The organism is Bacteroides sp. AF39-16AC, from assembly GCF_003602735.1.
In the GTDB taxonomy this organism is placed as follows: Bacteria; Bacteroidota; Bacteroidia; order Bacteroidales; family Bacteroidaceae; genus Bacteroides; species Bacteroides uniformis.
In genome coordinates this window covers 1-25,686 of record NZ_QTLN01000034.1, presented here as the reverse complement: position 1 = coordinate 25,686, position 25,686 = coordinate 1, and the positions used below count along the sequence as shown (strand labels likewise).

At 44.4% G+C, this 25,686-nt stretch carries 17 protein-coding genes; 14 read left to right on the top strand and 3 right to left on the bottom strand.

The genetic code is table 11. The features are described from left to right. Positions 1–82 precede the first annotated feature (82 nt). From DW039_RS19045 to DW039_RS19005, 9 genes are all read left to right on the top strand, one after another. Positions 83–1,936: a site-specific DNA-methyltransferase gene (locus DW039_RS19045; RefSeq protein WP_120175644.1), complete on the top strand. Its 1,854-nt coding sequence runs from the start codon at positions 83–85 to the stop codon at positions 1,934–1,936. Continuing rightward, entirely contained in the window at positions 1,933–4,311 is a 2,379-nt protein-coding gene (locus tag DW039_RS19040; protein ID WP_120382242.1) for a DEAD/DEAH box helicase, read from the top strand. The genes DW039_RS19045 and DW039_RS19040 overlap by 4 nt, the downstream gene beginning before the upstream one ends. 3 nt (positions 4,312–4,314) lie before the next feature. Beyond that, on the top strand, positions 4,315–4,536 hold the full coding sequence (locus DW039_RS19035) for a DNA modification system-associated small protein (RefSeq protein WP_118696453.1): 222 nt from the start codon (positions 4,315–4,317) through the stop codon (positions 4,534–4,536). Then, positions 4,533–6,533 (top strand): AAA family ATPase, encoded by a 2,001-nt coding sequence (locus DW039_RS19030; protein ID WP_120382241.1) that lies wholly within the window; start codon positions 4,533–4,535, stop codon positions 6,531–6,533. Before DW039_RS19035 ends, DW039_RS19030 begins: the two co-directional genes overlap by 4 nt. Positions 6,534–6,536: 3 nt before the next feature. Next, on the top strand, positions 6,537–8,120 hold the full coding sequence (locus DW039_RS19025) for an ATP-binding protein (RefSeq protein ID WP_120382240.1): 1,584 nt from the start codon (positions 6,537–6,539) through the stop codon (positions 8,118–8,120). A gap of 8 nt (positions 8,121–8,128) precedes the next feature. Next, entirely contained in the window at positions 8,129–9,004 is an 876-nt protein-coding gene (locus DW039_RS19020; protein ID WP_118112986.1) for a DUF2971 domain-containing protein, read from the top strand. A 136-nt stretch (positions 9,005–9,140) separates the two neighbouring features. Then, positions 9,141–10,340 carry a DUF262 domain-containing protein gene (locus DW039_RS19015; protein WP_118112987.1) on the top strand — a complete coding sequence of 400 codons (1,200 nt, stop codon included), beginning with the start codon at positions 9,141–9,143 and terminating at the stop codon, positions 10,338–10,340. Continuing rightward, positions 10,324–11,433, top strand: coding sequence for a DUF3696 domain-containing protein (locus DW039_RS19010; RefSeq protein ID WP_165853123.1), 1,110 nt, complete (start codon positions 10,324–10,326; stop codon positions 11,431–11,433). Before DW039_RS19015 ends, DW039_RS19010 begins: the two co-directional genes overlap by 17 nt. Before the next feature lie 10 nt (positions 11,434–11,443). Continuing rightward, complete coding sequence (locus DW039_RS19005; RefSeq protein WP_118112989.1) at positions 11,444–12,289, top strand: hypothetical protein; 846 nt, start codon at positions 11,444–11,446, stop codon at positions 12,287–12,289. Positions 12,290–12,532: 243 nt separating this feature from the next. Here DW039_RS19005 and DW039_RS19000 read toward each other — a convergent pair whose 3' ends face one another. Further along, the gene (locus tag DW039_RS19000) at positions 12,533–13,564 is read right to left on the bottom strand and encodes a site-specific integrase (protein WP_120382239.1); all 1,032 of its coding nucleotides are present in this window, start codon (positions 13,562–13,564) and stop codon (positions 12,533–12,535) included. A gap of 178 nt (positions 13,565–13,742) precedes the next feature. Further along, positions 13,743–14,699 carry a transporter gene (locus DW039_RS18995; RefSeq protein ID WP_117963685.1) on the bottom strand — a complete coding sequence of 319 codons (957 nt, stop codon included), beginning with the start codon at positions 14,697–14,699 and terminating at the stop codon, positions 13,743–13,745. Between the two features lie 200 nt (positions 14,700–14,899). Between DW039_RS18995 and DW039_RS18990 the strand changes: the two genes are divergently transcribed. The 3 genes from DW039_RS18990 (at position 14,900) to dnaA (ending at position 18,779) form a co-directional block, all read left to right on the top strand. Further along, positions 14,900–16,135 carry an N-acetylmuramoyl-L-alanine amidase gene (locus DW039_RS18990; RefSeq protein ID WP_005827280.1) on the top strand — a complete coding sequence of 412 codons (1,236 nt, stop codon included), beginning with the start codon at positions 14,900–14,902 and terminating at the stop codon, positions 16,133–16,135. A 13-nt stretch (positions 16,136–16,148) separates the two neighbouring features. Continuing rightward, positions 16,149–17,042, top strand: coding sequence for an MlaD family protein (locus tag DW039_RS18985; protein ID WP_120382238.1), 894 nt, complete (start codon positions 16,149–16,151; stop codon positions 17,040–17,042). A 351-nt stretch (positions 17,043–17,393) separates the two neighbouring features. Then, on the top strand, positions 17,394–18,779 hold the full coding sequence (dnaA, locus tag DW039_RS18980) for a chromosomal replication initiator protein DnaA (protein ID WP_005827286.1): 1,386 nt from the start codon (positions 17,394–17,396) through the stop codon (positions 18,777–18,779). A 78-nt stretch (positions 18,780–18,857) separates the two neighbouring features. On the opposite strand, the gene DW039_RS18975 is transcribed toward dnaA, so the two are convergent. Beyond that, positions 18,858–19,592, bottom strand: coding sequence for an NADPH-dependent oxidoreductase (locus DW039_RS18975; protein WP_044468986.1), 735 nt, complete (start codon positions 19,590–19,592; stop codon positions 18,858–18,860). Positions 19,593–20,009: 417 nt separating this feature from the next. Between DW039_RS18975 and DW039_RS18970 the strand changes: the two genes are divergently transcribed. Further along, entirely contained in the window at positions 20,010–22,547 is a 2,538-nt protein-coding gene (locus DW039_RS18970; RefSeq protein ID WP_009037933.1) for an adenosylcobalamin-dependent ribonucleoside-diphosphate reductase, read from the top strand. Between the two features lie 131 nt (positions 22,548–22,678). Continuing rightward, the gene (locus DW039_RS18965; protein ID WP_120382237.1) at positions 22,679–25,372 is read left to right on the top strand and encodes a 4-alpha-glucanotransferase; all 2,694 of its coding nucleotides are present in this window, start codon (positions 22,679–22,681) and stop codon (positions 25,370–25,372) included. Positions 25,373–25,686 lie beyond the last annotated feature (314 nt).

Below are 25,686 nucleotides of genomic sequence, written 5' to 3'. Positions count from 1 at the left end.
CAAAGACCAAAATGTAGCTCAATATCAATGATATAAGGAATTTGCTCCGTCTCTTTGCAAGCGACGGAGCAAATTCTAATTTATGAATAAGACAGAACTTGCTCAAAAAATACAAGCCCTTGATGGTTTAAGCAACGAGGATAAGTCCACGTTGCTTGAATTGCTCCATACGCAGAAGAAATACGGCTTGGTGTGGGAGGATAAACCCGAAGACGTGGAGAAGCGTCTCGAAACCGAGTTACCAGTATTGCGCGAAGTCACAGACCGCGCAATTATCTCCGACAATCCCGACGTCCCCAATCATATACTGATTGAGGGTGACAACCTCGAAGCACTCACCGCTCTTTCATACACTCACGCCGGGAAAATCGATGTAATCTATATTGATCCGCCGTATAACACGGGACACGAAGATTTCATGTATAACGATAAGTACATAGATGCTGCAAATGAGTTCCGTCATAGTACGTGGCTCTCTTTTATGGCAAAACGCTTAAAAATTGCTCGTAATCTTCTCTCGGAGAATGGAGTCATTTTTATCTCTATTGACGATAATGAACAGGCTCAACTGAAACTGCTTTGCGATGATGTTTTCTCAGGCAAGTTTGTCGGGAATGTATGCTGGTTTAAGAAAAGAAAAGGTTCATTCCTTTCAAACAAACTTGTTTCCCTTACCGAGTATGTCCTTATTTATAGCAAATCAAATGATATTCATTTATTTGGTGGTCGTCCAAGTAACTCAGAATCTCAACCAATTATTAAAAGGACAAACTCAATTAAACCTCTTTATTTTAAGGCAAATACAGTAAAATCAAAGTTACCTAATGGTACTTATCCGGCTGGATTGTACGGGAAAGGTTCAAGTGCAAGCAAGTTACTTAATGACGTTACCGTACTAAACGGTAAAATTATTACTGATTTCACAATTGAAGCGCCTTTTGTATGGGGACAAGATTTCCTTGACGCTGAAATTGCTAACGGAACGGAAATTCTTATTAACACAAAGAATTTTCAAGTCCGTGTTATTCGCCACAATAATGAATCAATAAAGGCTTTCCCTTCTTTCATTGATGGACGTGAATGTAACGCAACGAATGAAGATGCGTATGAAAACTTAAAAGAAATTTTTCAGCGAGATAAGCCATTTTCATATTCCAAACCAGTTAATTTGGTGGCGAAACTGATATTAGCCAATAGCTACGATAGACCAAATGCCACCATTCTCGACTTCTTCGCTGGCAGTGGTACGACACTCCACGCCACTATGCAGCTCAATGCCGAGGATGGCGGCAAGCGTACCTGTATTCTCTGTACCAACAATGAGAACGGTATTTGCGAGAATGTAACTTACGAGCGTAACAAGCGCGTCATCAACGGTTACACCACGCCCAAGGGCGAGGATGTGGCAGGACTCTCCGACAATAATCTCCGCTATTACCGCACAGAGTTGTTGCCGCAGGAACGCACCAACAAGAATATGCGTGAACTTGTGAAAGCATCCACAGGTTTGCTTTGCATCAAGAACGACCTTTATACAGAAACTCCGTTTGGCGGTCGCAAATTCAACGCAAATTTCGCCCGGTATTTTGAGCATGGAGACAAGCGGATGCTCGTGATTTATAATGAACAGGCTATACCGTTCATCGTAAACATCATAAAGGAGATGCCCGGAGAGGGTAAAATCAAGGTGTATGTGTTCAGCTACGGCTCCGACCCATACGAGGCAGATTTCGCTGAGGTCAGCGACCATGTGACACTCTGCGCACTTCCCGACGCTATCTATAACGCATACAAGAAAGTGCTGCCGAAACGCAAACCCAAATTCTCAGTTGATGAACTCGTGAAAGAAATCATCGTTGAGGAAGAAATCGAGACTACATCTAACGGTACTATCGACTTCAATAACGGTTACGATCAGGAAGGAGGCAACCTATGAAAGAGATAAAATATCAGCAGAAAGCCATTGATGAGCTTGTAAACAAGTCCATCGACCTGCTCAGCCTTAACGGTAGCCGCCATACACTTGTTTTCAAATCGCCCACAGGCTCCGGCAAAACAATCATGGCTTCGGAAATGCTCTGTCGCCTCGACGAGGAGCTGCGCGAACGTCCCGATGCACCATTCATTGAAGCTGCATATATGTGGATTGCCCCCAACAAACTGCATGAGCAGAGCTACTTCAAGCTCTCCAACTATTTTGACGAGACTTGCGCACTGAAGCCTGTAATGTTCGACGACCTCGAACAGTCGGAGGGCATTCAGCCGGGACAGATTCTTTTCGTTAACTGGGAAAGTATCAACAAAGACCGCAATCTGTTGGTGCGTGGTGGCGAGTCCTCAAAATCTCTCTATGATATTACAGCTATAACTCAGGAGGAACGCGGTGTGCCTATCATTGTCATCATCGACGAGGAGCACCAGTTCGGCGGCAAGAATGCCAAGAAGTCTGAGAAAGTGCTGCGTGAAATCAACCCAAAACTTGAAATCCGCATCTCCGCTACTCCCGACACCGTCGGGGAGGAGCGCGTAACGGTGCCTCGCCAAAAGGTCATTGAAGAAGAAATGATTAAGGAAAACATCATCCTTAATCCGGCACTTAACTTCAACGACCCACACGGCAATCTCAATCAGCACCTCCTTTGGCTCGGCATACAGAAACGCGAGGAACTTGCCAAGGCATACGCAGACCTCGGAGTTAATATCAATCCGCTGCTGCTTATTCAGCTACCCAATGATGATAGCGACAAGTTGACAAAAGATGATACCGATGTAAAGAACGACATCTTGGCTGCGCTCGAAGCCTACGGCATTACAGTTGCCAACGGCAAACTCGCTATTTGGTTGTCGGGCGAAAAGACTGACAACCTCAATACAATAGAGCAGCCCAACGACCCGACCGAGGCTCTGCTTTTCAAGCAGGCTATCGCTCTCGGATGGGACTGCCCCCGTGCCGCTGTCTTGCTCATCTTCCGCACAATCGGAAGTTTCCAGTTTTCGGCACAGACTGTCGGACGTATTCTCCGTATGCCGGAGCAAAAGTATTACACCGACCAACGTCTGAATCAAGGCTACGTCTATACCAACCTGTCGAAAGAGATGGTTGAAATCGTCAAGGACGATATGGACTATCTCTCATCTAATGTCGTGGCTTTCCGTCGCACAGGTATTAACAACGTAGTGCTTGATTCTGAATACAGTGAGCGTCTATCGTCTGACCGAAACCGCCTCGGTACAGACTTTAAGAGGATATTGAAAGATACATTCGTTACCGAATGGGATTTAAGCAGTCAGCAACTTTCGCTGTTCACCGAAGAAATGCTTTTCGGTGAGGGGGAAGAAACTGACTGGGAGGTTGATACTACAAGCGTAACTTATAAGAACATACAGGCCGCTAAGACTCAGCGCAACATCAACTTTGCCGTTAAGAACGTCAGCATTGATGTTGTCCGCGACCTTGAAATGACAGGCGAAATCGGACAGAAGCTCATTGAGTCAAAAGCCTCCTATATATTCAATGTTGCCGACCTGACGCAGATGTTCCTCGCGTTCTGCAAGAAACTGCTCGGCAACGACTTCGAGCAACGCAGTGTCAAGACATTGGCCGGATGCCTCAAAGATGTTATGGAAGAACTCTTTGAGGTATTCGAGTATGATGCCATGAAGATTATACTCTCCAATGACAATGTGCATCATAACCGCCCGAAGTTTGAGCGAGTGATTGCCAAGGCAATTCAAAAGTATGCAGAAATCCTCCGCATTCGTCAGATGAAAGCAAAACGCCGTGCTTTTATGCACTACGACTGGTCGCTTCCTGCTGAACGAGCTTATCCCATAGACTCATTTACCGAGCATCCCGAAATGGCAGACCACGCACTTCTGCCATTTATGCGTTACAACAACTCATCGTTCACGGAACACGACTTTGAAGTATTCCTCGAAGAAAACAAGAATGCTATTGAGTGGTGGTATAAAAACGGCGACCAGGGTAAAGCCCACTATTCAATAGGCTATACCAACTCGCAAGGCGAAAAGGCTCTGTTCTATGTGGACTACATAATCCGCATGAAGAACGGCGACATATTCCTTTTTGACACCAAGACAGAGAACAGCGACCCGGAGGCACCGTATAAGCATAATGCACTCTACGACTATATGCACTCTGAGGAAAACAAAAAGAAGCGACTGCATGGCGGCGTTATCGTTCCCGACAATCACGGGAACTGGGTTTATTCGCCTGCACCGCTCGATTTGAAACTCGGCACTTCCGATACAACTAACTGGGACATTTTTGACCCTCAATTATATCTCTAACCTATGGCAAAAGGATTAGACCAAAAATTCCTGCACTATGGCATACGCAGAGAAGACCTCGACCTAATCGAGTCTCTTTGCGAGAAGCACAACATCGACTTTGACTGGCTCAGCGAAGAAATCCTCCGCAAGTATCACGCCTCAAAGGTTGATAAAATCGAAATGCTCGACAGCGACGCCGAGAAAGTTATTAGTGACGCTATCCAACTTATTCGGCAGCAATGATTATCAAGAACATTAAGATACGCAATTATAAGACCTATCTGTCGCTTGACCTTGATTTGTCGGTCAAGAGCGACCGCCCGATTATTCTTATTGGCGGTATGAACGGCGGCGGTAAGACCACCTTGTTCGAGGCAATCTGTGGTGCATTGTATGGCTTGAAAATCAAAGACAAAGAGCACTTCAAAGAACTGCTAAACAACGGAGCAATCGGTACTGTCAAGCCCGAAATCTCCCTCGAACTTACATTTGAGGGACTGGTGCTTGGTCAGAAAAAGAAATATGTGCTGAAACGCACATATATTCTTAATCCAAGCGATATGCCAGTTGAAAGCGTTTCGCTCAATATGGACGGAACACCATTTGTCTATGGCACGGCTACGCCTATGGCTATACGCGCAGAGCAGGAGCAGCAGGTCAACAAGATTATCAAAGCCAACCTGCCGCAGGAACTCTCGAAGTATTTTCTTTTCGATGCCATGCAGTCGAGCGAACTTCTCAAAGAAAACGTGTTCGCTCAGATTATCCGTGAAAATATCGAGAGCGTGATGGGCTTCAACAAATACCTGCAAATGAAACGTGCCTCAGAACACGTTCAGCAGGAATGGGCGGCTCGCCGCCTTGAGGCCCAGCAGGAGCAGGACGAGTACAACTCACTCTGCGCTCAAAAGGCAGACCTTGAAACTCAGCAAGAAATCAATCTCGCAGAACAGGATAAATGCTATAAGCTCATCGTCGCTATGCAGGAAAGCTACGATACAGCCAAAGAGGGCGTGAAGAACGATACCGAAACGCAACGTAAAATCGACGGACTGGAGCAAAGCATCCGGGAAACCAACGACCTTGCCACTCGTTATAACTCGCAGCTCAAGTCCGTTGTTGAAACGCTCGAAATCAACATATTCTTCCCGAAGCTCGCAGAAGGCATCACTCCTGAAATTGATGCTATCTCGCGTCATAAAAAATCTCTGTCGCAGGAACAGCAAGGACAGCTTTCTCTGGAACAAATCAAGGATGTTACCGCGAAAATCATCTCCTACATGAAGAGCAAAGTCCTCTGTCCCGATGATGTGGATTCAGAGGCTATTGTAGATTATGTGCAGCGGTCGCAGAAGCAGTTGCAGAGCGTAGATAAGTACGCTTTCCTTGATGATTTGGAGCTTGAAGCCCTGCAGGACCTCGTCAAGGCGAACGCCGTCAACGAGTTCATCACACTGGACAGAATGCACAAAGATGTTGAGACTCGTTTGGATCTTCTTGAAAACCAAACTCGTCAGGTCAATATACTCCAAGGCAGCCTCGTGGGTGGCAACGCAACAATCATCAAGGAATTTGAGGATGCAAAGAAGCGTCTCGAAATTCTGAAAAAAGAATATGACGAGCGAGCCGCTGTCATCAAGAAACTTGAACGCCAAATCCACAATATCGACGTTCAGATTCAGCAGGAACCTGACATCAAATATGACACGCTCGTTGTCCTTAAACCGTTCTTTGACGACGTTGTTAACTCGTTACTCCGCCGCAAGAAAGAAAAGATTGAGGAAGATATGCGCGAACAGCTTAACAAGCTGCTCATATCTTACAAGGGATATATCTCGCGTGTCGAACTGTCAGACAATATGCAGGATTTCAATATCCGACTGTTCCACAAGGCAGGAAATGAAATATCGCTCAATCAGCTTAATGCTGCCTCGAAGCAAATCTTTATTCAGGTGCTCCTGAAAGTGCTCCGCAACCTCGGCGACTATAATCCTCCTGTTATGATTGACACGGTGATGGGTGTGCTTGATGAAGAAAGCCGCGACGTGCTTATGGATGAGTATTTCCCCACGCTCGCCGACCAGACTATTCTTCTTTGCACAACTTCGGAGATACGCAAGGACAGCGACTATCGAAAAATCGAGGCTTTCGTCTCGCGCTCATACACGCTCAAACGAAACATCGAGGCTCAGAACACCACCGTCGAGGACGGTTATTTCGAAATCCAACTCAACGATTAAGCAATGGAAGTAGTATTAGACAACCTCACACAGGCTGAAAACATAATCGAGGATATTCTGCCGCTGAAAGAAATCTTGGAAAACAAGATTAACCTTTCGCGCCAGTTAGGACAAGGTAAATCAGTAATACTGACGTTGAATAAGGTTATGCGCATTTGCTTAATCGCAAGCCTTAACCTCACTGACAAACGCTCGGTTGATAACCTTTCGGATATTCAACTGAGTAAGACAAGCCAGCGTATTCAGCCAAGTTTCTTCACCAAAGACAACAAACGGTCGCTATTTTCCGCTCTCCTGAAACTCCGTTACAAAGACTGCGATGTTGATTGGCGCAATTCTCGAACTGTCGCTCGTATTGTGGCGCAGGAAATTTATCGCGGTCTGAAATATCTGATGGAGGACAACAACCTCAACTCTTTCCTGTATGCAGAAACTCGCGGTGGTCGCTCCACAGATACCGTTCCTGCTCTTCAACTTCTTATCGGCGAGTATTCCGATAATGTCGAGGCGACGCTCGACATCAACGGTCGCAGTGTTACCAATGCGCAAATCATCATCGCAGGTTCTACCGGCTCCGGCAAAACGAACCTGCTCAAAGTGATAATTCAGCAGTTCCGCAATATCTCCACTGACTCGCCTTATCCCGTGAACTTCCTCCTGTTCGACTACAAGGGCGAGTTCTCGGATATTGCCAATAACAGTTGGCTCGCTTTGTTCGATGTTGACCGTTCCTCAATTCTTGACCCGGTCAAAGAGCCGTTGCCTTTCAGCCCCTTCAAGGACTTCTCTGGCAGACCGCTCAACGAAATCAACCTGTATTCTACCGAAATGGCCAATGCTCTTTGTGCTATTGACCGAGGCGTTCTCAGCGCAAACATGAGCAACCGACTCAGCGAGGCTATCGTCAACGCATATAAGGAAACGCAGGGTAAACCTATAACATTTGAGCTGATGCTCAAAGAGTATCGGGCTCTGATGCAGAATGCTGACAAGGATGACAGCATTTCGTCTATCCTCAAACAATTGGTGCGCAACCGTCTATTTGAAGATTCAGACAAGGTCTGCCTTACTGATGAATGTTTCATCGTAGATATGCACCAGTTCCCCAAAGACGGCCCGATTGCCAAGGCTATCGTGTACTTTGTCATCTCGAAGCTGAACAATATATATGACCAACTTCCGAGACAGGTTGTCAGTGAAGACTGCGTACAGATACGCCACTTCACTATCATTGACGAAGCCCACTATATGCTCGACTTTGACAATAAGCCGCTGCAACGTCTTATTGCCGTTGGCCGAGACAAGGGTCTCTCCATTATTCTCGCTACGCAGAATATGGATCAGTTCAAGAGCAAGCATTTCGACTTCTACGCCAACGCCCAATATCCGCTCATCATGAAGCAACAGAGTATAGCCGACGGCGTTATCAAAGACCTGTTCGGTGTGAGCGGTCGTGAGTTTCAGGAAATCAAGAGCGAGATTACATCCTTGCAGAAAGGCGAGCTTATCATCAAAGACACCACTCTCGCTGGTCTCGGATTATCCGGTAAAAATTATAAGAAAATCAAAGTAACACACCTTATATAATATACAATATGCCAACATGGACTTGCAATGGTAAATATCCCGGTGAAGCACTTACAGATAAAGAAAAGCGGAAACACTTATATCATTTTACTTCGTTTGATACATTTGTAAAAATTTGGCTCTCAAAAGAGTTACTCTTTGCTGATGTACGCAAGGTTAATGATTTAATCGAGCAAACTGTCCAATGGAACTTTTTGAATCCGCAGAAACTTCCATTGGCTGGTGCCATTGAAGATGGGCGTTATGCTTATAAACAAATTAGCCTTACAATGGATTACGATAGTTATCTTAAAGGTTGTATGTCCTCGATGATGTGGGGGTACTACGCAGATAAAACTACCGGTGTCTGTATTGAATTAGATTTTGACAAACTGCCTTTAAGTGATGGTTGCTTACATGCTCCAATATCTTACGAGGAAAATGTTGCTACTTCAATAGATGTCCCAGCTGATTTATCCACAAGAAACGACGTAGAAAAATGGATTGTCGATAATCAATTAAGATTCTTTTTTACTAAACAAAGCACATGGCGAGAAGAAAATGAGTATCGAATAGTATCTAACTCAAAACGAGCTTTGTCTATTGCTAATGCTATAACGGCAGTGTATGTAGCCAAGGTGGATTCAGAAACCTGTAAATTTGTGCTTGCCCTTGTTAACGGTGCCGTTCCTGTAATGTGTCTTTCTTATAAAGATAATTCAACAGGCATATCCATTCCTCGTGTATCTGATGCTGCTGCCAAAAGAAAGCAATATGAAGATGCTCGTAAAAGTAAAACAAATGCCCTAAACACTATTCAAAAACAAGCATTCGGCTTTTATAATTTGCACAAAGACGATTGGGAATTTCCTATGGTCTTAAAAGAATACATATTGGAACGGTAATTGTGTCGTTGTGGCTCACTTTTTACAGGAAACACTCTATAAAAAGCGGAAAGAGTATGGATTGAAGTACAAATGTGAACAAACATAACCCGTAATTCGCTGAATTTCGCTATCTTTGCGGCATAAAATAAGTGCTATGGATATAGATTGTCAATACATTATACCTTCTGATGCAGAGGAATTAAAAAAACGACATGAAGCAGAAGAATTTCTTCAATCATACAAAGTTGAAGAGGAGTCTTCTGTATCTACGAATGATTCTGATGCCCCTATTGAAAAACCTTTTAATCCAAAGGAAATCAATATAAAAAGCAAGACAATGTCTCTTGATAACATTATTAAGAGAATACGAGAATCCGAAATAGATATGGCTCCGGATTTCCAACGTAAAGGTGATTTATGGACACCTGATAAACAAAGCCGATTGATAGAATCTATGCTTATTAAACTTCCGTTGCCAGCATTCTATTTTGATGGAACAGAAGATGAAAAATGGCTTGTTGTTGATGGTTTGCAACGTCTTTCTGCCATAAAGAACTTTGTGGTTGATGAAAGTCTACGATTGCAAGGTCTTGAATTTTTGGAAAATATTAGTGGCAAAACCTTTTCGGAACTTCCGCGTAACTATCGTAGAATGATAGAGGAAACAGAGATTGTTGCATACATTATCAATCCAGGCACACCCGCTGATGTTAAGTTTAATATTTTTAAACGAATCAATACAGGAGGGCTTGTCTTAGAACCACAAGAAATTAGACATGCATTGAACCAAGGTATCCCCTCTAAATTTGTTGCAAAATTAGCATGTCTTGAATCCTTTAAAGAAGCAACGCAAAATGTTATTGCTACCGATCGGATGCTTGACCGAGAATTCGTTACTCGCTTTCTTGCTTTTTATCTGAATGGTTCCAAAGGATATAAGCCTGATCTTGATACTTTTATGACTTCATCAATGGCGCAACTTAATACAAAAACAGAATCTGAACTTGATAATATATTAACTGCTTTTGATCAAGCTATGAAATTATCAAAAATCATATTTAATAAATGGGCTTTCCGAAAGGTATATTCAACAGAAGAAAGAAGAAAACCTATAAACAAAGCACTTTTTGAAGTATGGAGTGTAGAATTGGCAAATCTTTCGATGGAAGAACACAAACGCGCAGTTTCACGTAAAAATGATATTTTTCAGGAATTTATCAAGCTTATGAATAGTGACGATACGTTTGTGGCTGCTATAACATCGGCGACAGGCGATAAAGGAAGAGTAAACTATCGTTACAATAAAGTTCATGAAATTTTATATAAATGCCTATCCAATGATTACAAAGATTAATATAGACAATTTTAAATCCATCAAATCGTTGATGCTTGCTCCGACCTCTTTAAATCTATTTATGGGGTTGAACGGGATGGGAAAATCAACAGTTATACAATCCTTGTTACTTCTTCGCCAAAGTAAGAAATCTAGATTAAAGCAATTAAGTCTAAATGGGAGTATGGTTGAGATAGGGCGTGGTAAAGATGCTCTATATAATTTTGCAGAAACCGAAAAAATCCACTTTAATCTTGGTTTTGCGAAAGGCAAGGATGAAAAAGAAGATTCTTTAAATGTAAGTTACATGTATTCTGCGAAAAGCGATGTCCTCAATCAAACAGAATATCATGTGGATTCGGAGATATTTAATCAACCTCTATTTACGACTGATTTTGTTTTTTTGAATGCAGAACGAATGTCTCCAGCAACCGCATATGAAATGTCGTATGACGAAGTGACGAATAACCACACAATAGGCATCCATGGAGAACTTGCAGCGCATTTTTTGTCAATGTATGGTGATTCCCTAATTGTTCCAGAATCAATGTGCCTTAAATCCGCTTCTTCAAATAAATTATTAGACCAAGTTCAAGAATGGATGAAAGTGATAAGTCCAGGAATCAATATTACGACAGAGGAATTACCTCAAATAGATAAAGTCGTCGTATCTTATGGGTTTCAAACTGACACGATATCAACAAATCTATTCCGCCCTACAAATGTTGGTTTCGGTATATCCTATATACTGCCTGTCGTTATCGCATGCTTAAGTGGTATTCATAAATTGATTATCATAGAAAATCCTGAAGCGCATCTTCATCCCAAGGGGCAGGCTAAAATGGGAGAATTAATTGCAAGATGCGCTACTGCTGGCATTCAACTATTCGTCGAAACTCATAGTGACCATATTGTAAATGGATTACGTGTGGCTGTAAAAGAAAAAATCATATGTCCTAAACAGGTTTGTATTAACTATTTTAGTAAAAAAATTGAAAAGGATCAGAGTTACACTATAAATAATCAGATAAAGATAGGAGTTAATGGAGAGTTGAGCGATTATCCGCAAGATTTCATTGACGAATGGGAAAATCAATTGATGAAATTAATATAAAGTATATCACATGGATTCTTTCAATCGACAAGTCTGTTTTAATGAATTGAGTTTTCTTGATAAGGATAATAACGAAAATTCATTTCTGATATTTTCAAATTACGCAAAGACTATAAAAGCGTTGAAAACAAAAGGATTCAATGGTATTAGATACGAACATGGCATTGCGTCTTTAGACAAGGAAAACTTGCGAAGTATATTTGATCTTCGCAATGACCCGAATGGCAGAACCTTGTTTAATCTGATTCTTACAACGGCTCGAAATCCTTATTTAGATTCAGATACACAGGCAGAAGAGAGATATGTAAATGAAGATTTTGAAGTAAAAGTCAACGATGCCTGGTGCGTGGGAGAAGGATTCACCGCGGCTTATTTGCTTGACACTATAGTGATTTCTCTTTGTACCCATTCTAAATGGGAAGAATCTTCTTATACAATCAGAAATATCCAAGATGAACGAAAAACAGGACAAGTGTTGAATGTTGTTTCGCCAGAATCATCTGAGATTGAAGCCATTCATTTATTCATAGAACAGCGAACGCCTTTAAATCTTAAAAAATGCAATATATTGCCAGAAAAGAAACCGTGTAAATTTAGAGACGACCACGGTAGTGATAAATTGGTGTCATTATGGAATCGATTACGTAATTGTGATTTTATTATATCTGCTATCAATTCCTTGGAATTTAATCCAAGTGGAAAGAATTTTATAGAAGAATGTTTTGATGATGGTAAAATACACATAAGATTAGTAGGAACAGATGCAGGATATGGGATGGTAATTCAAACAACGGGAAAAAATAAACGTGAAACCATAGCTATAGGAGAAACAATACTAAAGAAATACTTTCGATAAATATCCGCAAGCAAATAAAAAATGCATTCATGGGTTCGAGGGCGCTAAAAAATCTTTAATAGTTATTTTTGAGCCTCTCAATTCTCAAAAATAATATTACCTTTGCATTTAAGAAAAGTGTTCTTTTGATTAGTGCAAAACAAGACATAATACAGAGCCTCGCTCGTTTCTAAATCGTTACCTATCAAGAATAATGCTTTGCAATCTATTCATTTTCAGAGGAAAGAATAAATCACAATGTCTTCACGTGTGAAACGAGATATGCTTAATAATCCCTGCGTCTTTCGCCCATTTTTGAAGTATTTTATTTATAGTTCCCTCATGCGTCAAAGGAAAAATCAAATCATCGCCTTTTGCTTCATTTTGTTGCGGCAACCACTTTAACGCTTCATCGGATATAGGCAGATAAAGCGGTTCTTTTGTTTTCTGCATCTTTATTTCAATTCTTATTCTTTCACCGCTTTTCTGCAAATCGTTCCACTTCAATTTTCTTATATCGCTTACACGCAGCCCACACAAACAACTGAAAAGAAAGGCTTGTTTCATTATCTCATACTTGCACTCTGTCCCGATAAGCCGCTTCAATTCCTCTATTGTCAAATACTCCCTGCGGCTGACTTCCGCTTTTACCTTACTGGCAAAATCAAACTCTTTCGTTGGATTGACCGTAATAATCCCCTCTTTATAGGCTCTATTTATAGCGGTACGCAGCACCCCATAGTAAGCAATAACGGAATTATTACTTAATACACCCCCAGCCTTTAACAAACCAAACTTGCTTGCTTTCTTCGCTTGTTTCAAGAAATCCACAAAGCTATTCAAGAAGTCCTTATCTATATCACGAAAAGCGATATAATCCCCTCTGAACAATTTTAGTTCACGAATGGTATTACCAACGGTCTTTTCATAGTTCAAGCTGCCACGTTCTTTAGATTGGCTTCTCATGTTCATTAAATAATCAATCACATTCGCTTTTGACTTGTTGGTGTTCTGAAAGCCGTGTGCATCATTTTGCAACTCTACTATCCGCTTGCTTTGAATAGCTTTTGCAAGAGCCAACGTAGCTTCGTTCTTTGCCTTATCCTCTCTTGTCTTTTCGGGTATAAGGTATAATTTCAAAAATTCATATTGCCGTTTACCGCCAACATAATTTTCTTTTCTAATAACATCACCTGTATAGTAGTCCAAATAAATAGACTGGTTGCCATTGGCAAGCTGCTTGAATCTAATCCTTACAGGTTCTTTCAATTTAACTTCTTGTTTTTTCTTCGCCATAATTATGTTCTTATTTTGTTACCGATACAAATATAGCGATTTGTTTTGTTACTTCAATGAATACAGGTAACAAAATAGTAACAAAATAAAGGCATTTATTAGACTAAACAAGAAAATAAGGAAAATAAAGGAAATTACATTCAACAAATATAAAATACTAAATATCAATATCTTATGTTCAATATTTTATCTCATTTTTTCTCTTTTTCCACAACTGACAGCTGTTGATGATGTTCTGCCACAGCACATACGATCCCGGACCGACGGAAGATAACGGATTAAGATAAGTATATGCCATCCAGATGGCAAGCACCGTATTCTTTTGCCCCAGCGCCTGCCCTCCACTGATGCGCTCACCATAATGACCGCCGATTCTCTTTCCCAAATAGAATTGTATACAGCAGGTTATCAGTCCCGCCAGGGCTATCAGCAGTTCAACAAATACCGGTGCATCACTATTGACCAATGAACGTACCGTCTGCCCTGAGACAATGGCAAGAGCTACCGCCCACAAATAGAAGGCTGCATCATGGAAACCCAACAGAAAATGATGCACCTTCGGCACAAACGCACGCAGAAACCATGCCAGCAAGAAAGGACAAAGCAGCAATGGAAAGACTTTACTCAGAATTTTCAGGAATGCAACAAAAAAAGTAATGTCAGCATGAGGCTCCACCAACGGGAAAACCAAAGGAACAGCCACAGCTGCCAGAAGATTGGACAACAACGTATAGGTCGTCAGGCTGGATGCACTTCCACCCAGTTTACCGGTAATGACAGCCGCAGCGGTTGCAGTGGGACAAATGAGGCAGACCATTGCACCTTCAAACACTTCCCGGTAGACCTCCTCCATAGGGCAACACACCAACAATACCGCAACAATCAAGCAAGAAACCGTCTGGAACAGCAGTAACCATCCATGCCACGATTTGGGTTTCAGTTCATGCACCTCCACCTTGCAGAAAGTGAGCAGAAGTTGGGAAAAAATCAAAAGCGGAGTCAGGAAAGCCACTAACCCATTCACATAAGGTTTGGCAGGCGCCACAAAAGGAATGTCTGCAAAAAAGAAATATCCCAAAGTACCGGCAAGCATTGCCAAAGGCAACGTCCAGTTCTTTATAAAACGAACCAGCATACTTGATTTGCTATTTTAATTATCTGCCGCAAAGTTACGCATATTATCAATACATTGAGCCACTAATTACTCAAACACAGACATTAATTACACTAAAAATGAGAAGAAGAACAATAAAACTGAACATAATCCATTAGTTTTCTATAAATTTCCACTACATTTGCCAAGCGAAAAGGAAGCATTGTCTTTGCTACAATTATATGAAACTATACAGACGATACATATTATATATAAGTATATGCTTAGGGCTGCTTATCTCCCCCTTTTGCAGTGGCAGCGCTGAAGCGAAAGACTTTGTTGTCGTTATAGACCCCGGACACGGTGGACACGACCCGGGTGCAGTGGGAAAAATTTCCAAAGAGAAGAATATCAACCTGAATGTAGCACTCAAACTTGGCAAACAAATCAAGAAGAACTGCCCTGATGTAAAAGTTATCTATACGCGGGACCGGGACATATTCATCCCCCTGGACCGGCGCGCTGAAATTGCCAATAACGCCAAAGCTGATTTGTTCATCTCCATACATACCAATGCCCTGGCCAAAAACCGGACGGCCAAAGGAGCCTCCACCTGGACACTGGGTCTGGCAAAATCGGATGCCAATCTGGAAGTAGCCAAGCGCGAAAATGCCGTTATCCTCTACGAAAGCGACTACAAGACGCGGTATGCCGGCTTCAATCCCAACTCGGCAGAGTCCTACATCATCTTCGAATTCATGCAAGACAAATACATGTCACAGAGTGTGCACCTCGCCTCCCTCGTACAAAAGCATTTCCGCCAAACCTGCAAACGTACAGATCGGGGCGTGCACCAGGCAGGTTTTCTGGTATTGAAGGCCAGTGCCATGCCAAGCATACTGGTGGAACTCGGATTCATCTCCACACCGGAAGAGGAACGGTACCTGAACACTGAAGCAGGAACCACCTCACTTGCCAACGGTATCTTCCGCGCTTTCCTCACCTATAAGCGCGAGCAGGAAATCCGGTTGAACGGAAGCAGCAATACCATTCTTCCGGAGGATGTACCCGAGCCCGTTCAAGAAGAAGGCAACGCAGCTACAGCGACACCGGAAAAGAAAAATGCACCTCAAGCGGAGAGTAACCAAGCTGCCCAACGCCCGCAAAGGTCAGAAAATGCAGCCGTTTCCCAAACAGAACAGAGCGGCATCGTGTTTAAGATACAGATACTCACTTCTTCACGTCCTCTGGCCAAGAATGACAAAAGACTGAAAGGACTGAAAGACGTGGATTATTATAAAGAAGGCGGAATCTACAAATATACGTACGGCGCATCACCCGATTACAACAAGGTGCTGCGCAGCAAACGTAGCATTACGGACAAATTCAAGGACGCATTCATCATTGCGTTCAAGAATGGAGAAAAGATAAACGTCAACACAGCCATCAGCGAATTTAAAAAGAACAGAAATAAATAACAAAAGATACATCATGAAGTATATTACAAAAGAAGTTAGAATAGGAATAGCAGGCATAGCTGCACTTTGCATATTGGTATACGGCATCAACTACCTGAAAGGGATAAATATGTTCAAGCCCTCCAGCTATTTCTACGTGAAATTCCAGAATGTCAATGGGCTGACAAAATCCAGCCCGGTCTTTGCCGACGGCTTCCGCGTGGGTATTGTCCGCGACTTGTACTACGACTATACCCAACCGGGCAAAGTCGTTGCCGAAATAGATGTTGACCCAGAGCTGCGCATTCCCAAAGGAAGTACGGCAGAACTGGCAGCCGAAATGCTTGGCGGCGTAAAGATGAACCTGCTGCTTGCCAATAACCCACGGGAGAAATACCAGATTGGAGACACAATCCCCGGCGTGCTGAACAACGGAATGATGGAAAAAGTTGCCACCATGATGCCGCAAGTAGAGAAGATGCTGCCCAAGCTGGATTCCATCCTCGCATCCTTAAATGTCATACTAGCCGACCCCGCCATCCCTGCAACCTTGCATAACGTACAAGATTTAACAGCAAGTATGGCCGTCACAAGCCGCCAGTTGCAAACTCTAATGAAGGATGATATTCCACAACTGACCGGCAAGCTCAATACCATTGGAGACAACTTTGCACTCATTTCCAACGACTTAAAGGAGATAGATTATGCTGCCGCCATGCAAAAGGTAGACGCAACTTTGAACAATGTAAAAATGATTACAGACAAATTGAACCAGAAAGACAATACCGTCGGACTTTTGCTAAACGACCCTTCTCTATATAATAATCTGAACGCCACCACTGCCAACGCAGCAAGTTTATTGGAAGACTTGAAATCGCATCCGAAACGATACGTCCATTTCTCCCTATTCGGCAAGAAAGATAAGTAAAAGATGGACGTTATATAGATTTTGTCTAAATAACAAGTCTATAAAGGAATTAAAAGGAAAGCCCTCATTTGCTCTATACAAGGAGCGAAAAAGGGCTTTTTCCTGCTCTGGGCACAGAAAGAAAACAAGAGACGCAAAGCTACATAAACCACTATATGACAAAGTATTAGATAAATGCAACACACCTTATATAAGGAGTATACTCATAGTAACCGATAAGTAGCTGAAAGTAAAGAGCTTATTACTTTCCCTAAAAACGCAAGAAAAAAAGGATTTGTTTTTCTCGAATAAGATTGCCAATTTTGCAATCGTAGAAGTTATGCTTAATTAATAAATGTATTTATAGCCGTTATGAGTGAAATAGATCATGTCGGGCTGTGGAACCGCTGTCTTGAAATCATCAGAGACAATGTTCCGGAGCAGACATACAAAACATGGTTTCTTCCCATCATACCTTTAAAATATGAAGACAAAACGCTGGTCGTACAAGTACCCAGCCAGTTCTTCTATGAGTTTTTGGAGGACAAATTTGTTGATTTGTTGCGCAAGACTCTCTATAAGGTCATTGGTGAGGGAACTAAATTGATGTATAACGTAATGGTGGACAAGAGCTCGCGGAAAACCGTCGACCTGGAGTCTACACAGCGTACCATCATACCGCAAAAACAAGTGATGGACAAAAGGATTCCGCAGATTCCCGTCCCCGAACTTGACCCGCACCTTAATCCAGAATACAACTTTGAAACCTTCATCGAAGGTTACAGCAACAAGCTGTCGCGCAGCGTTGCAGAAGCTGTCGCTCTCAATCCGGCTAAAACAATCTTCAATCCGCTGTTCCTATACGGAGCATCAGGTGTAGGCAAAACCCATCTTGCCAATGCTATCGGAACCAAAATCAAGGAACTATACCCGGAGAAAAGGGTATTGTATGTATCTGCACACCTATTCCAAGTGCAATACACCGATTCCGTACGTAACAATACGACTAACGACTTCATCAACTTCTACCAGACCATTGATATTCTAATCATTGATGATATTCAGGAATTTGCCGGCGTGACCAAAACGCAGAATACATTCTTCCATATCTTCAACCATCTGCATCAGAACGGCAAGCAGCTCATCCTCACTTCCGACCGTGCACCGGTATTGCTGCAGGGCATGGAAGAGCGTCTGATTACACGTTTTAAATGGGGAATGGTGGCTGAGCTGGAGAAACCTACCGTAGAACTCCGCAAGAACATTCTGCGCAACAAGATACACCGTGACGGCCTGCAGTTCCCCCAGGAAGTGATTGACTATATTGCAGAGAACGTGGGCGACAGTGTACGTGACCTGGAGGGCATCGTCATTTCCATTATGGCGCATTCCACCATATACAATAAAGAAATAGACCTGGAACTGACGCAACGTATCGTCCGCAAGGTAGTGAACAGCGAAAGCAAGGCAGTGACTGTCGATGAAATCATCAACACCGTATGCAAGCACTTCGGATTGGAAACTGCCACCATCCACACAAAATCCAGAAAGCGGGAAGTGGTGCAAGCACGACAAATAGCCATGTATTTAGCCAAAAACCATACAGACTTCTCTACTGCAAAAATCGGTGCGCTAATTGGACATAAAGACCATGCCACCGTATTGCATGCATGTAAAACCATCAAAGAACTGAAAGAGGTGGACAAATCATTCCGTGCGGAAATCGACGAGATTCAAGCCGCACTGAAAAAAGGATAAGAATAAAGGATAAGGGATTAAATGCAGCTAAGTATGCATTAGCTTAACCCCTTATCCCTTATCCCTTATCCTTAATTTTCAAAATCCCTGCTTTTTCATTATCTTCCAAAGATTCTCCGACATTGCCTCACTGTCTTTCTTCGTATAACGCACATCTGTAAAGACCTGCGCCAGCGTTTCCTTATTGTTCTCCAAGATGAACTGCTTGTTCTCAGGAAGCGATTCTTTATAGGCATACAACCGGTCAATGTCCTGAGGAGTATAATCATGATAAACCTCTTCGTGTACAATGGCCTCCAGCGGCAAACGGTCCACTTGTTCCGGCTGTTCGGCAGGCCATCCCACTGTGACTGTCGTGATGGGAAACACCAATTCCGGTAACTCCAACGCTTCGACAATCATCTGAGGGTTGTAAGTGGTAGTTCCCAGATAGCAAATGCCCAACCCCTTCTCCTCGGCAGCCACACAAAAAGTCTGTGCCACCAGCAAGGTATCGACAGCCCCCGTCACAAACCACTCAAAGTTGTTGTATCCCGGCTCAGCCTTACGTTGCTCACACCACTTGCTGAAGCGGCGCAAATCTATGCAGAAAGTAAGCACTACCGGCGCCGTCCGAACCATCGGCTGATTGAAATGTGCAGGCGCCAGTTTGGCTTTACGCTCTGCATCACGCGTCACAATCACACTATAAACCTGCATGTTCCCGACTGTAGAAGCCCGGAAAGAGGTTTCAAGCAAATCATTTAACAAATCAGCAGAAATATCCTTCTGCTGGTATTTTCGGATTGTTCTCCTTTGTTTCAAGCTTTCCATTCTTTCTTTTTTTGCAAAGATAATGTAATCCACGAACAATTCATTCAAGAGTTCACACTTTTTTTATCATCATATATCCGGAATAAAATACATCTTTTCAACAAGAAATGAACAATTATTATCTTTACGAGCAGATAAAAGTAACCTTATGTTCGACTAAACCGAGAACCTTTCAGCCCAACAAGTTGTTAATAAATTCCATTTTGGAAAACTTATTCGTTTACTCAAATCATTAAAACATTATAAACCAATAAATTAATAGCAATCAATAGAAAACTATACATCGGTTGATAAAAACATTCATTTTAATTTTGCCAAGTTGAAAAACATTCATAGCTTTGCAAATGCATTTGTTAACGATAAGTACAACTTCTACAACTTTACTTATTTGTAACTAATCCTAAGAGATACAACATTGTGGAAAAGAAAAATTATTCTTATGACGAAGCCTACGGAGAATCTTTAAAATACTTCCAAGGCGACGAGTTGGCTGCCAGAGTTTGGGTAAACAAATATGCAGTCAAAGATTCTTTCGGAAATATTTACGAAAAGTCTCCGGAAGACATGCATTGGCGAATAGCCAATGAGGTAGCCCGCATTGAGGCCAAGTACCCCAATCCATTAAGTTCAGAGGAACTTTTCGGCTTACTCGACCACTTCAAGTACATTGTTCCGCAAGGAAGCCCGATGACCGGAATCGGGAACAACTATCAGGTAGCCTCTCTGTCCAACTGCTTTGTTATCGGTGTGGACGGCGAAGCGGATTCTTATGGTGCCATCTTCAAGATAGACGAAGAACAAGTACAGCTGATGAAACGCCGTGGCGGCGTGGGACACGACTTATCCCATATCCGTCCGAAAGGTTCACCGGTAAAGAACTCGGCACTGACCTCCACCGGCTTGGTTCCCTTCATGGAACGCTATTCAAACTCTACACGCGAAGTAGCTCAAGATGGACGCCGCGGCGCACTGATGCTCAGCGTATCCATCAAACACCCCGACTCGGAAGCCTTCATCGATGCCAAGATGACTGAGGGCAAAGTGACCGGAGCCAACGTTTCCGTAAAACTGACCGACGACTTCATGCAGGCCGCCATCGAAGGCAAACCATATACACAGCAATATCCGATTGACGCCACAGAGCCGGCATTTCAAAAAGACATTGACGCATCCGCATTATGGAAAAAGATTGTGCACAATGCATGGAAATCGGCAGAACCCGGTGTATTGTTCTGGGATACCATATTAAAGGAATCCGTGCCCGACTGCTATGCAGACCTGGGCTACCGTACCGTATCCACCAATCCATGCGGCGAAATTCCACTGTGCCCGTACGACTCCTGCCGTCTGCTCGCCATCAACCTTTACTCATACGTGGTCAATCCGTTCAAGCCGGACGCCTACTTTGACTTTGAGCTATTCAAGAAGCATGTAGCTTTGGCCCAACGCATCATGGACGATATCATCGACCTTGAACTGGAGAAGATAGAGCGCATCATGAGCAAGATAGATGCCGACCCCGAAAGTGAAGACGTAAAACATACAGAACGCGTTTTGTGGCAGAAGATTTACAAGAAAAGCGCCCAAGGCCGCCGTACCGGTGTAGGTATCACGGCAGAAGGCGACATGCTTGCCGCCCTGGGATTGCGTTATGGTACTGAAGAGGCAACCGAGTTCTCGGAGAAAGTACACAAGACGGTGGCACTCAACGCCTATCGCTCCTCCATAGAAATGGCCAAAGAGCGCGGTGCATTCGAGGTATACGATACAGAACGCGAAAAGAACAACCCGTTCATCAACCGCCTGCGTGAAGCTGACCCGGAAATGTACGAGGAGATGAAGAAGTACGGACGCCGCAACATTGCCTGTCTGACCATCGCCCCGACCGGCACCACCAGCCTGATGACTCAAACCACCTCCGGTATCGAGCCCGTATTCCTGCCCGTGTACAAGCGCCGCCGCAAAGTGAATCCCAACGATACGAACGTCCATGTGGACTTCATCGACGAAACCGGAGATGCCTTTGAAGAATATATCGTGTTCCACCCCAAGTTCGTGACTTGGATGGAAGCACAAGGATACAACCCCGCCAAACGCTACACGCAGGAAGAAGTGGATGCCCTGGTAGAGAAATCACCTTATTATAAAGCAACCTCCAACGACGTGGACTGGCTGATGAAAGTCAAGATGCAGGGACGTATCCAAAAATGGGTGGATCACTCTATCAGCGTAACCATCAACCTGCCGAACGACGTAGACGAAGACCTCGTGAACCGTCTGTATGTAGAAGCATGGAAATCCGGCTGCAAGGGCTGTACGGTTTACCGCGACGGTTCGCGTTCCGGCGTGCTCATCTCTACCAAGAGTGACAAGAAGTCCGAACTTCCCCCGTGCAAACCGCCTACGGTCGTTGAAACACGTCCCAGAATATTGGATGCAGACGTTGTCCGCTTCCAGAACAACAAGGAGAAATGGGTGGCATTCGTCGGCTTGCTGGACAATCATCCCTACGAAATATTCACCGGTGTGCTGGATGATGATGAAGGCATCATCCTGCCGAAGAATGTGGTGTCGGGCCACATCATCAAGAATGTGGATGAGCACGGAAACAAGCGTTACGACTTCCAGTTCGAGAACAAGCGCGGATACAAAGTCACCATCGAGGGTCTGTCCGAGAAGTTCAACAAAGAGTATTGGAACTATGCCAAGCTGATTTCCGGTGTATTGCGCTACCGCATGCCTATCGAGCAGGTCATCAAGCTGGTAGGTTCACTGCAACTGGACAGCGAAAACATCAACACCTGGAAGAACGGTGTGGAACGCGCCCTGAAGAAATACATCCAGGACGGCACGGAAGCCAAAGGCAAGAAATGCCCCAACTGCGGTAACGAAACACTGGTTTACCAAGAAGGTTGCCTCATCTGCAAGACGTGCGGAGCTTCTCGCTGTGGATAATCCCACGGCAAGCACAAACGTTTGCATAGGAATTTAAATGACTTAGATAACGGTAGCTGCATGATTATGAGGAATAATTTCTATACTTGCATAATCATTGCAGCTATTGCTACTTCTAAATCTAATATAATATGACACTAATATTCAATATCGAGTATCGCACCAGCTGGGGTGAAGAAGTCAGAGTCCTGGGTTCCATCCCGGAACTTGGCAACAACCAGCCCGACAAAGCCACCCCCCTGCACACTGTAGACGGCATTCACTGGACCGCGGAAGTGGATATCCAGATTCCCGGTAATGGAAGCGTCGAATACAGTTACCACATCTATCGAGATGGCAGAACCATACGGACAGAGTGGAACAGCCTGCCACGCATCCTGCACGTTGCAGACAATCCGAAGAAAGTTTACCGCATAGAAGATTGTTGGAAGAATCTGCCCGAGCAGCAGTATTTTTATACATCCGCTTTCACAGAATCCCTGCTGGCGCATCGCGAACGCAGTGCCGCCCCGAAAAGCTACAAAAAGGGGTTGCTGATAAAGGCGTACGCCCCCTGCATAGACAGCGACCATTGCCTGGCACTCTGCGGAAACCAGAAGGCGCTGGGTGACTGGAACCCGGACAAAGCTGCCCTTATGAGCGACATCGACTTCCCCGAATGGCAGGTAGAAGTGGATGCCGGTAAAATCAGCTTCCCGCTGGAATATAAATTCGTCCTTTACAACAAGAAAGAGCGCCGTGCCGTGGCCTGGGAGAACAATCCCAACCGTTATATGGCCGACCCGCAGATAGCCGCCAACGAAACGCTGGCTGTCGGCGACCGTTATGTATACTTCAATCTTCCTGCATGGAAAGGTTCCGGAGTAGCCGTACCCGTATTCTCCCTACGCTCCGAGAAAAGCTTCGGTGTAGGCGATTTCGGCGACTTGAAGCGCATGATTGACTGGGCAGTTGCCACCAATCAGAAGGCAGTGCAGATTCTGCCCATCAACGACACTACCATGACGCATACCTGGACAGACTCCTACCCTTACAGTAGCATCTCCATCTATGCCTTCCATCCCATGTACGCCGACCTGAAGCAGTTGGGCAGCTTGAAGGACAAGAAGGTGATGGCCGAATTCAACAAACGCCAGAAAGAACTGAATGCCCTGCCCACCGTAGACTACGAAGCTGTGAACAAGACAAAGTGGGAATACTTCCACCTCATCTTCAAGCAGGAAGGGGAAAAGGTGCTGGCATCGGATGCTTTCCGTAATTTCTACGAAGCCAACAAGGAATGGTTGCAGCCATATGCCGTCTTCAGCTACCTGCGTGATGCCTACAAGACCCCGAATTTCCACGAGTGGCCCAAGTATGCCACCTACGATGCCAAAGAGATAGAGACATTGTGCCGGCCGGACTCCGCCGACTATCCGCACATAGCCATCTATTATTACATCCAGTTCAACCTGCACCGGCAACTGCTTGCCGCCACGGAGCATGCGCGCGCCAACGGCGTAGTGCTGAAAGGCGACATTCCCATCGGCATCAGCCGCAACAGTGTGGAAGCCTGGAAAGAGTCCCACTACTTCAACCTGAACGGACAAGCCGGTGCACCGCCCGACGACTTCTCCGTGAACGGACAGAACTGGGGCCTCCCCACCTACAACTGGGATGTCATGGAAAAAGACGGTTATGCCTGGTGGATGAAACGTTTCCACAAAATGGCAGAATACTTCGATGCCTACCGCATAGACCACATCCTCGGCTTCTTCCGCATTTGGGAGATACCGATGCACGCCGTACACGGGCTGTTGGGACAATTCGTCCCCGCCCTGCCCATGACGCGCGAGGAGATAGAAAGCTACGGGCTGGCATTCCGCGAAGACTTCTTCCTGAAGCCCTATATCCATGAGTACTTCCTCGGACAAATCTTCGGCCCGCATACAGACTATGTGAAACAGACCTTCATAGAGCCGACAGACACGTGGGAGGTTTACCGCATGCGTCCCGAGTTCGACACCCAGCGCAAGGTGGAAGCCTACTTTGCCGGAAAAACGGACGATGACAGCATCTGGATTCGTGACGGGCTTTACGCCCTTATCAGCGATGTGCTGTTCGTGCCCGACCGCAACAATCCGCACGAATACCATCCGCGCATCGGCGTGCAGCACGACTACATCTACCGCGCACTGAACGATTGGGAAAAGGCTGCCTTCAACCGGCTGTATGACCAGTACTACTATCACCGCCACAACGACTTCTGGGGACAGCAAGCCATGAAGAAACTGCCGCAACTGACACAGTCCACGCGCATGCTGGTATGCGGTGAGGACTTAGGCATGATTCCCGATTGCGTGGCATGGGTGATGAACGACCTGCGTATCCTTTCCCTGGAGATACAACGTATGCCGAAAGACCCGAAACAAGAATTCGGCCACACAGACTGGTATCCATACCGTTCGGTCTGCACCATCTCCACGCACGACATGTCTACCCTGCGCGGCTGGTGGGAAGAAGACTTCCAACAGACGCAGCGTTACTACAACACCATGCTCGGGCACTACGGTGCCGCACCGGCAACGGCCACGCCGGAGCTCTGCGAAGAAGTGGTTCGCAATCACCTCCATAGCAACTCCATCCTCTGCATCCTCTCCCTGCAAGACTGGATGTCCATGGACGGCAAATGGCGCAACCCGAACGTGCAGGAAGAACGCATCAATATTCCTGCCAACCCGCGGCACTACTGGCGCTGGCGCATGCACCTGACACTGGAACAACTGATGAAGGCAGAAAGCCTGAACGAGAAAATAAGGAGCATGATAGAAAGCACCGGAAGATAAGAAAGGATTCTTAACAAAGGGTTATTTTAGGCACGGATTACATGGACAATCACGGATAATATTGAAAGTAACCGTGATAACCCGTATAATTCCGTGCCTAAAATAATTCGATAAGTTCATTCCGGCCCTCACATAATTGTATTCTATAAAAAACAATTTCGCGCTATTTTTATATTTTACAGAATACAATCCACAGCCTGAATCGTAATAACCGGATACTGATTTGCCCGTACCACAAAATATCAGTAAGTTTGCAGAAAAGAAGTTACGAAAAGAGTGTAATTTATTGGAAATGAGCATTGGGTAATCGCTCA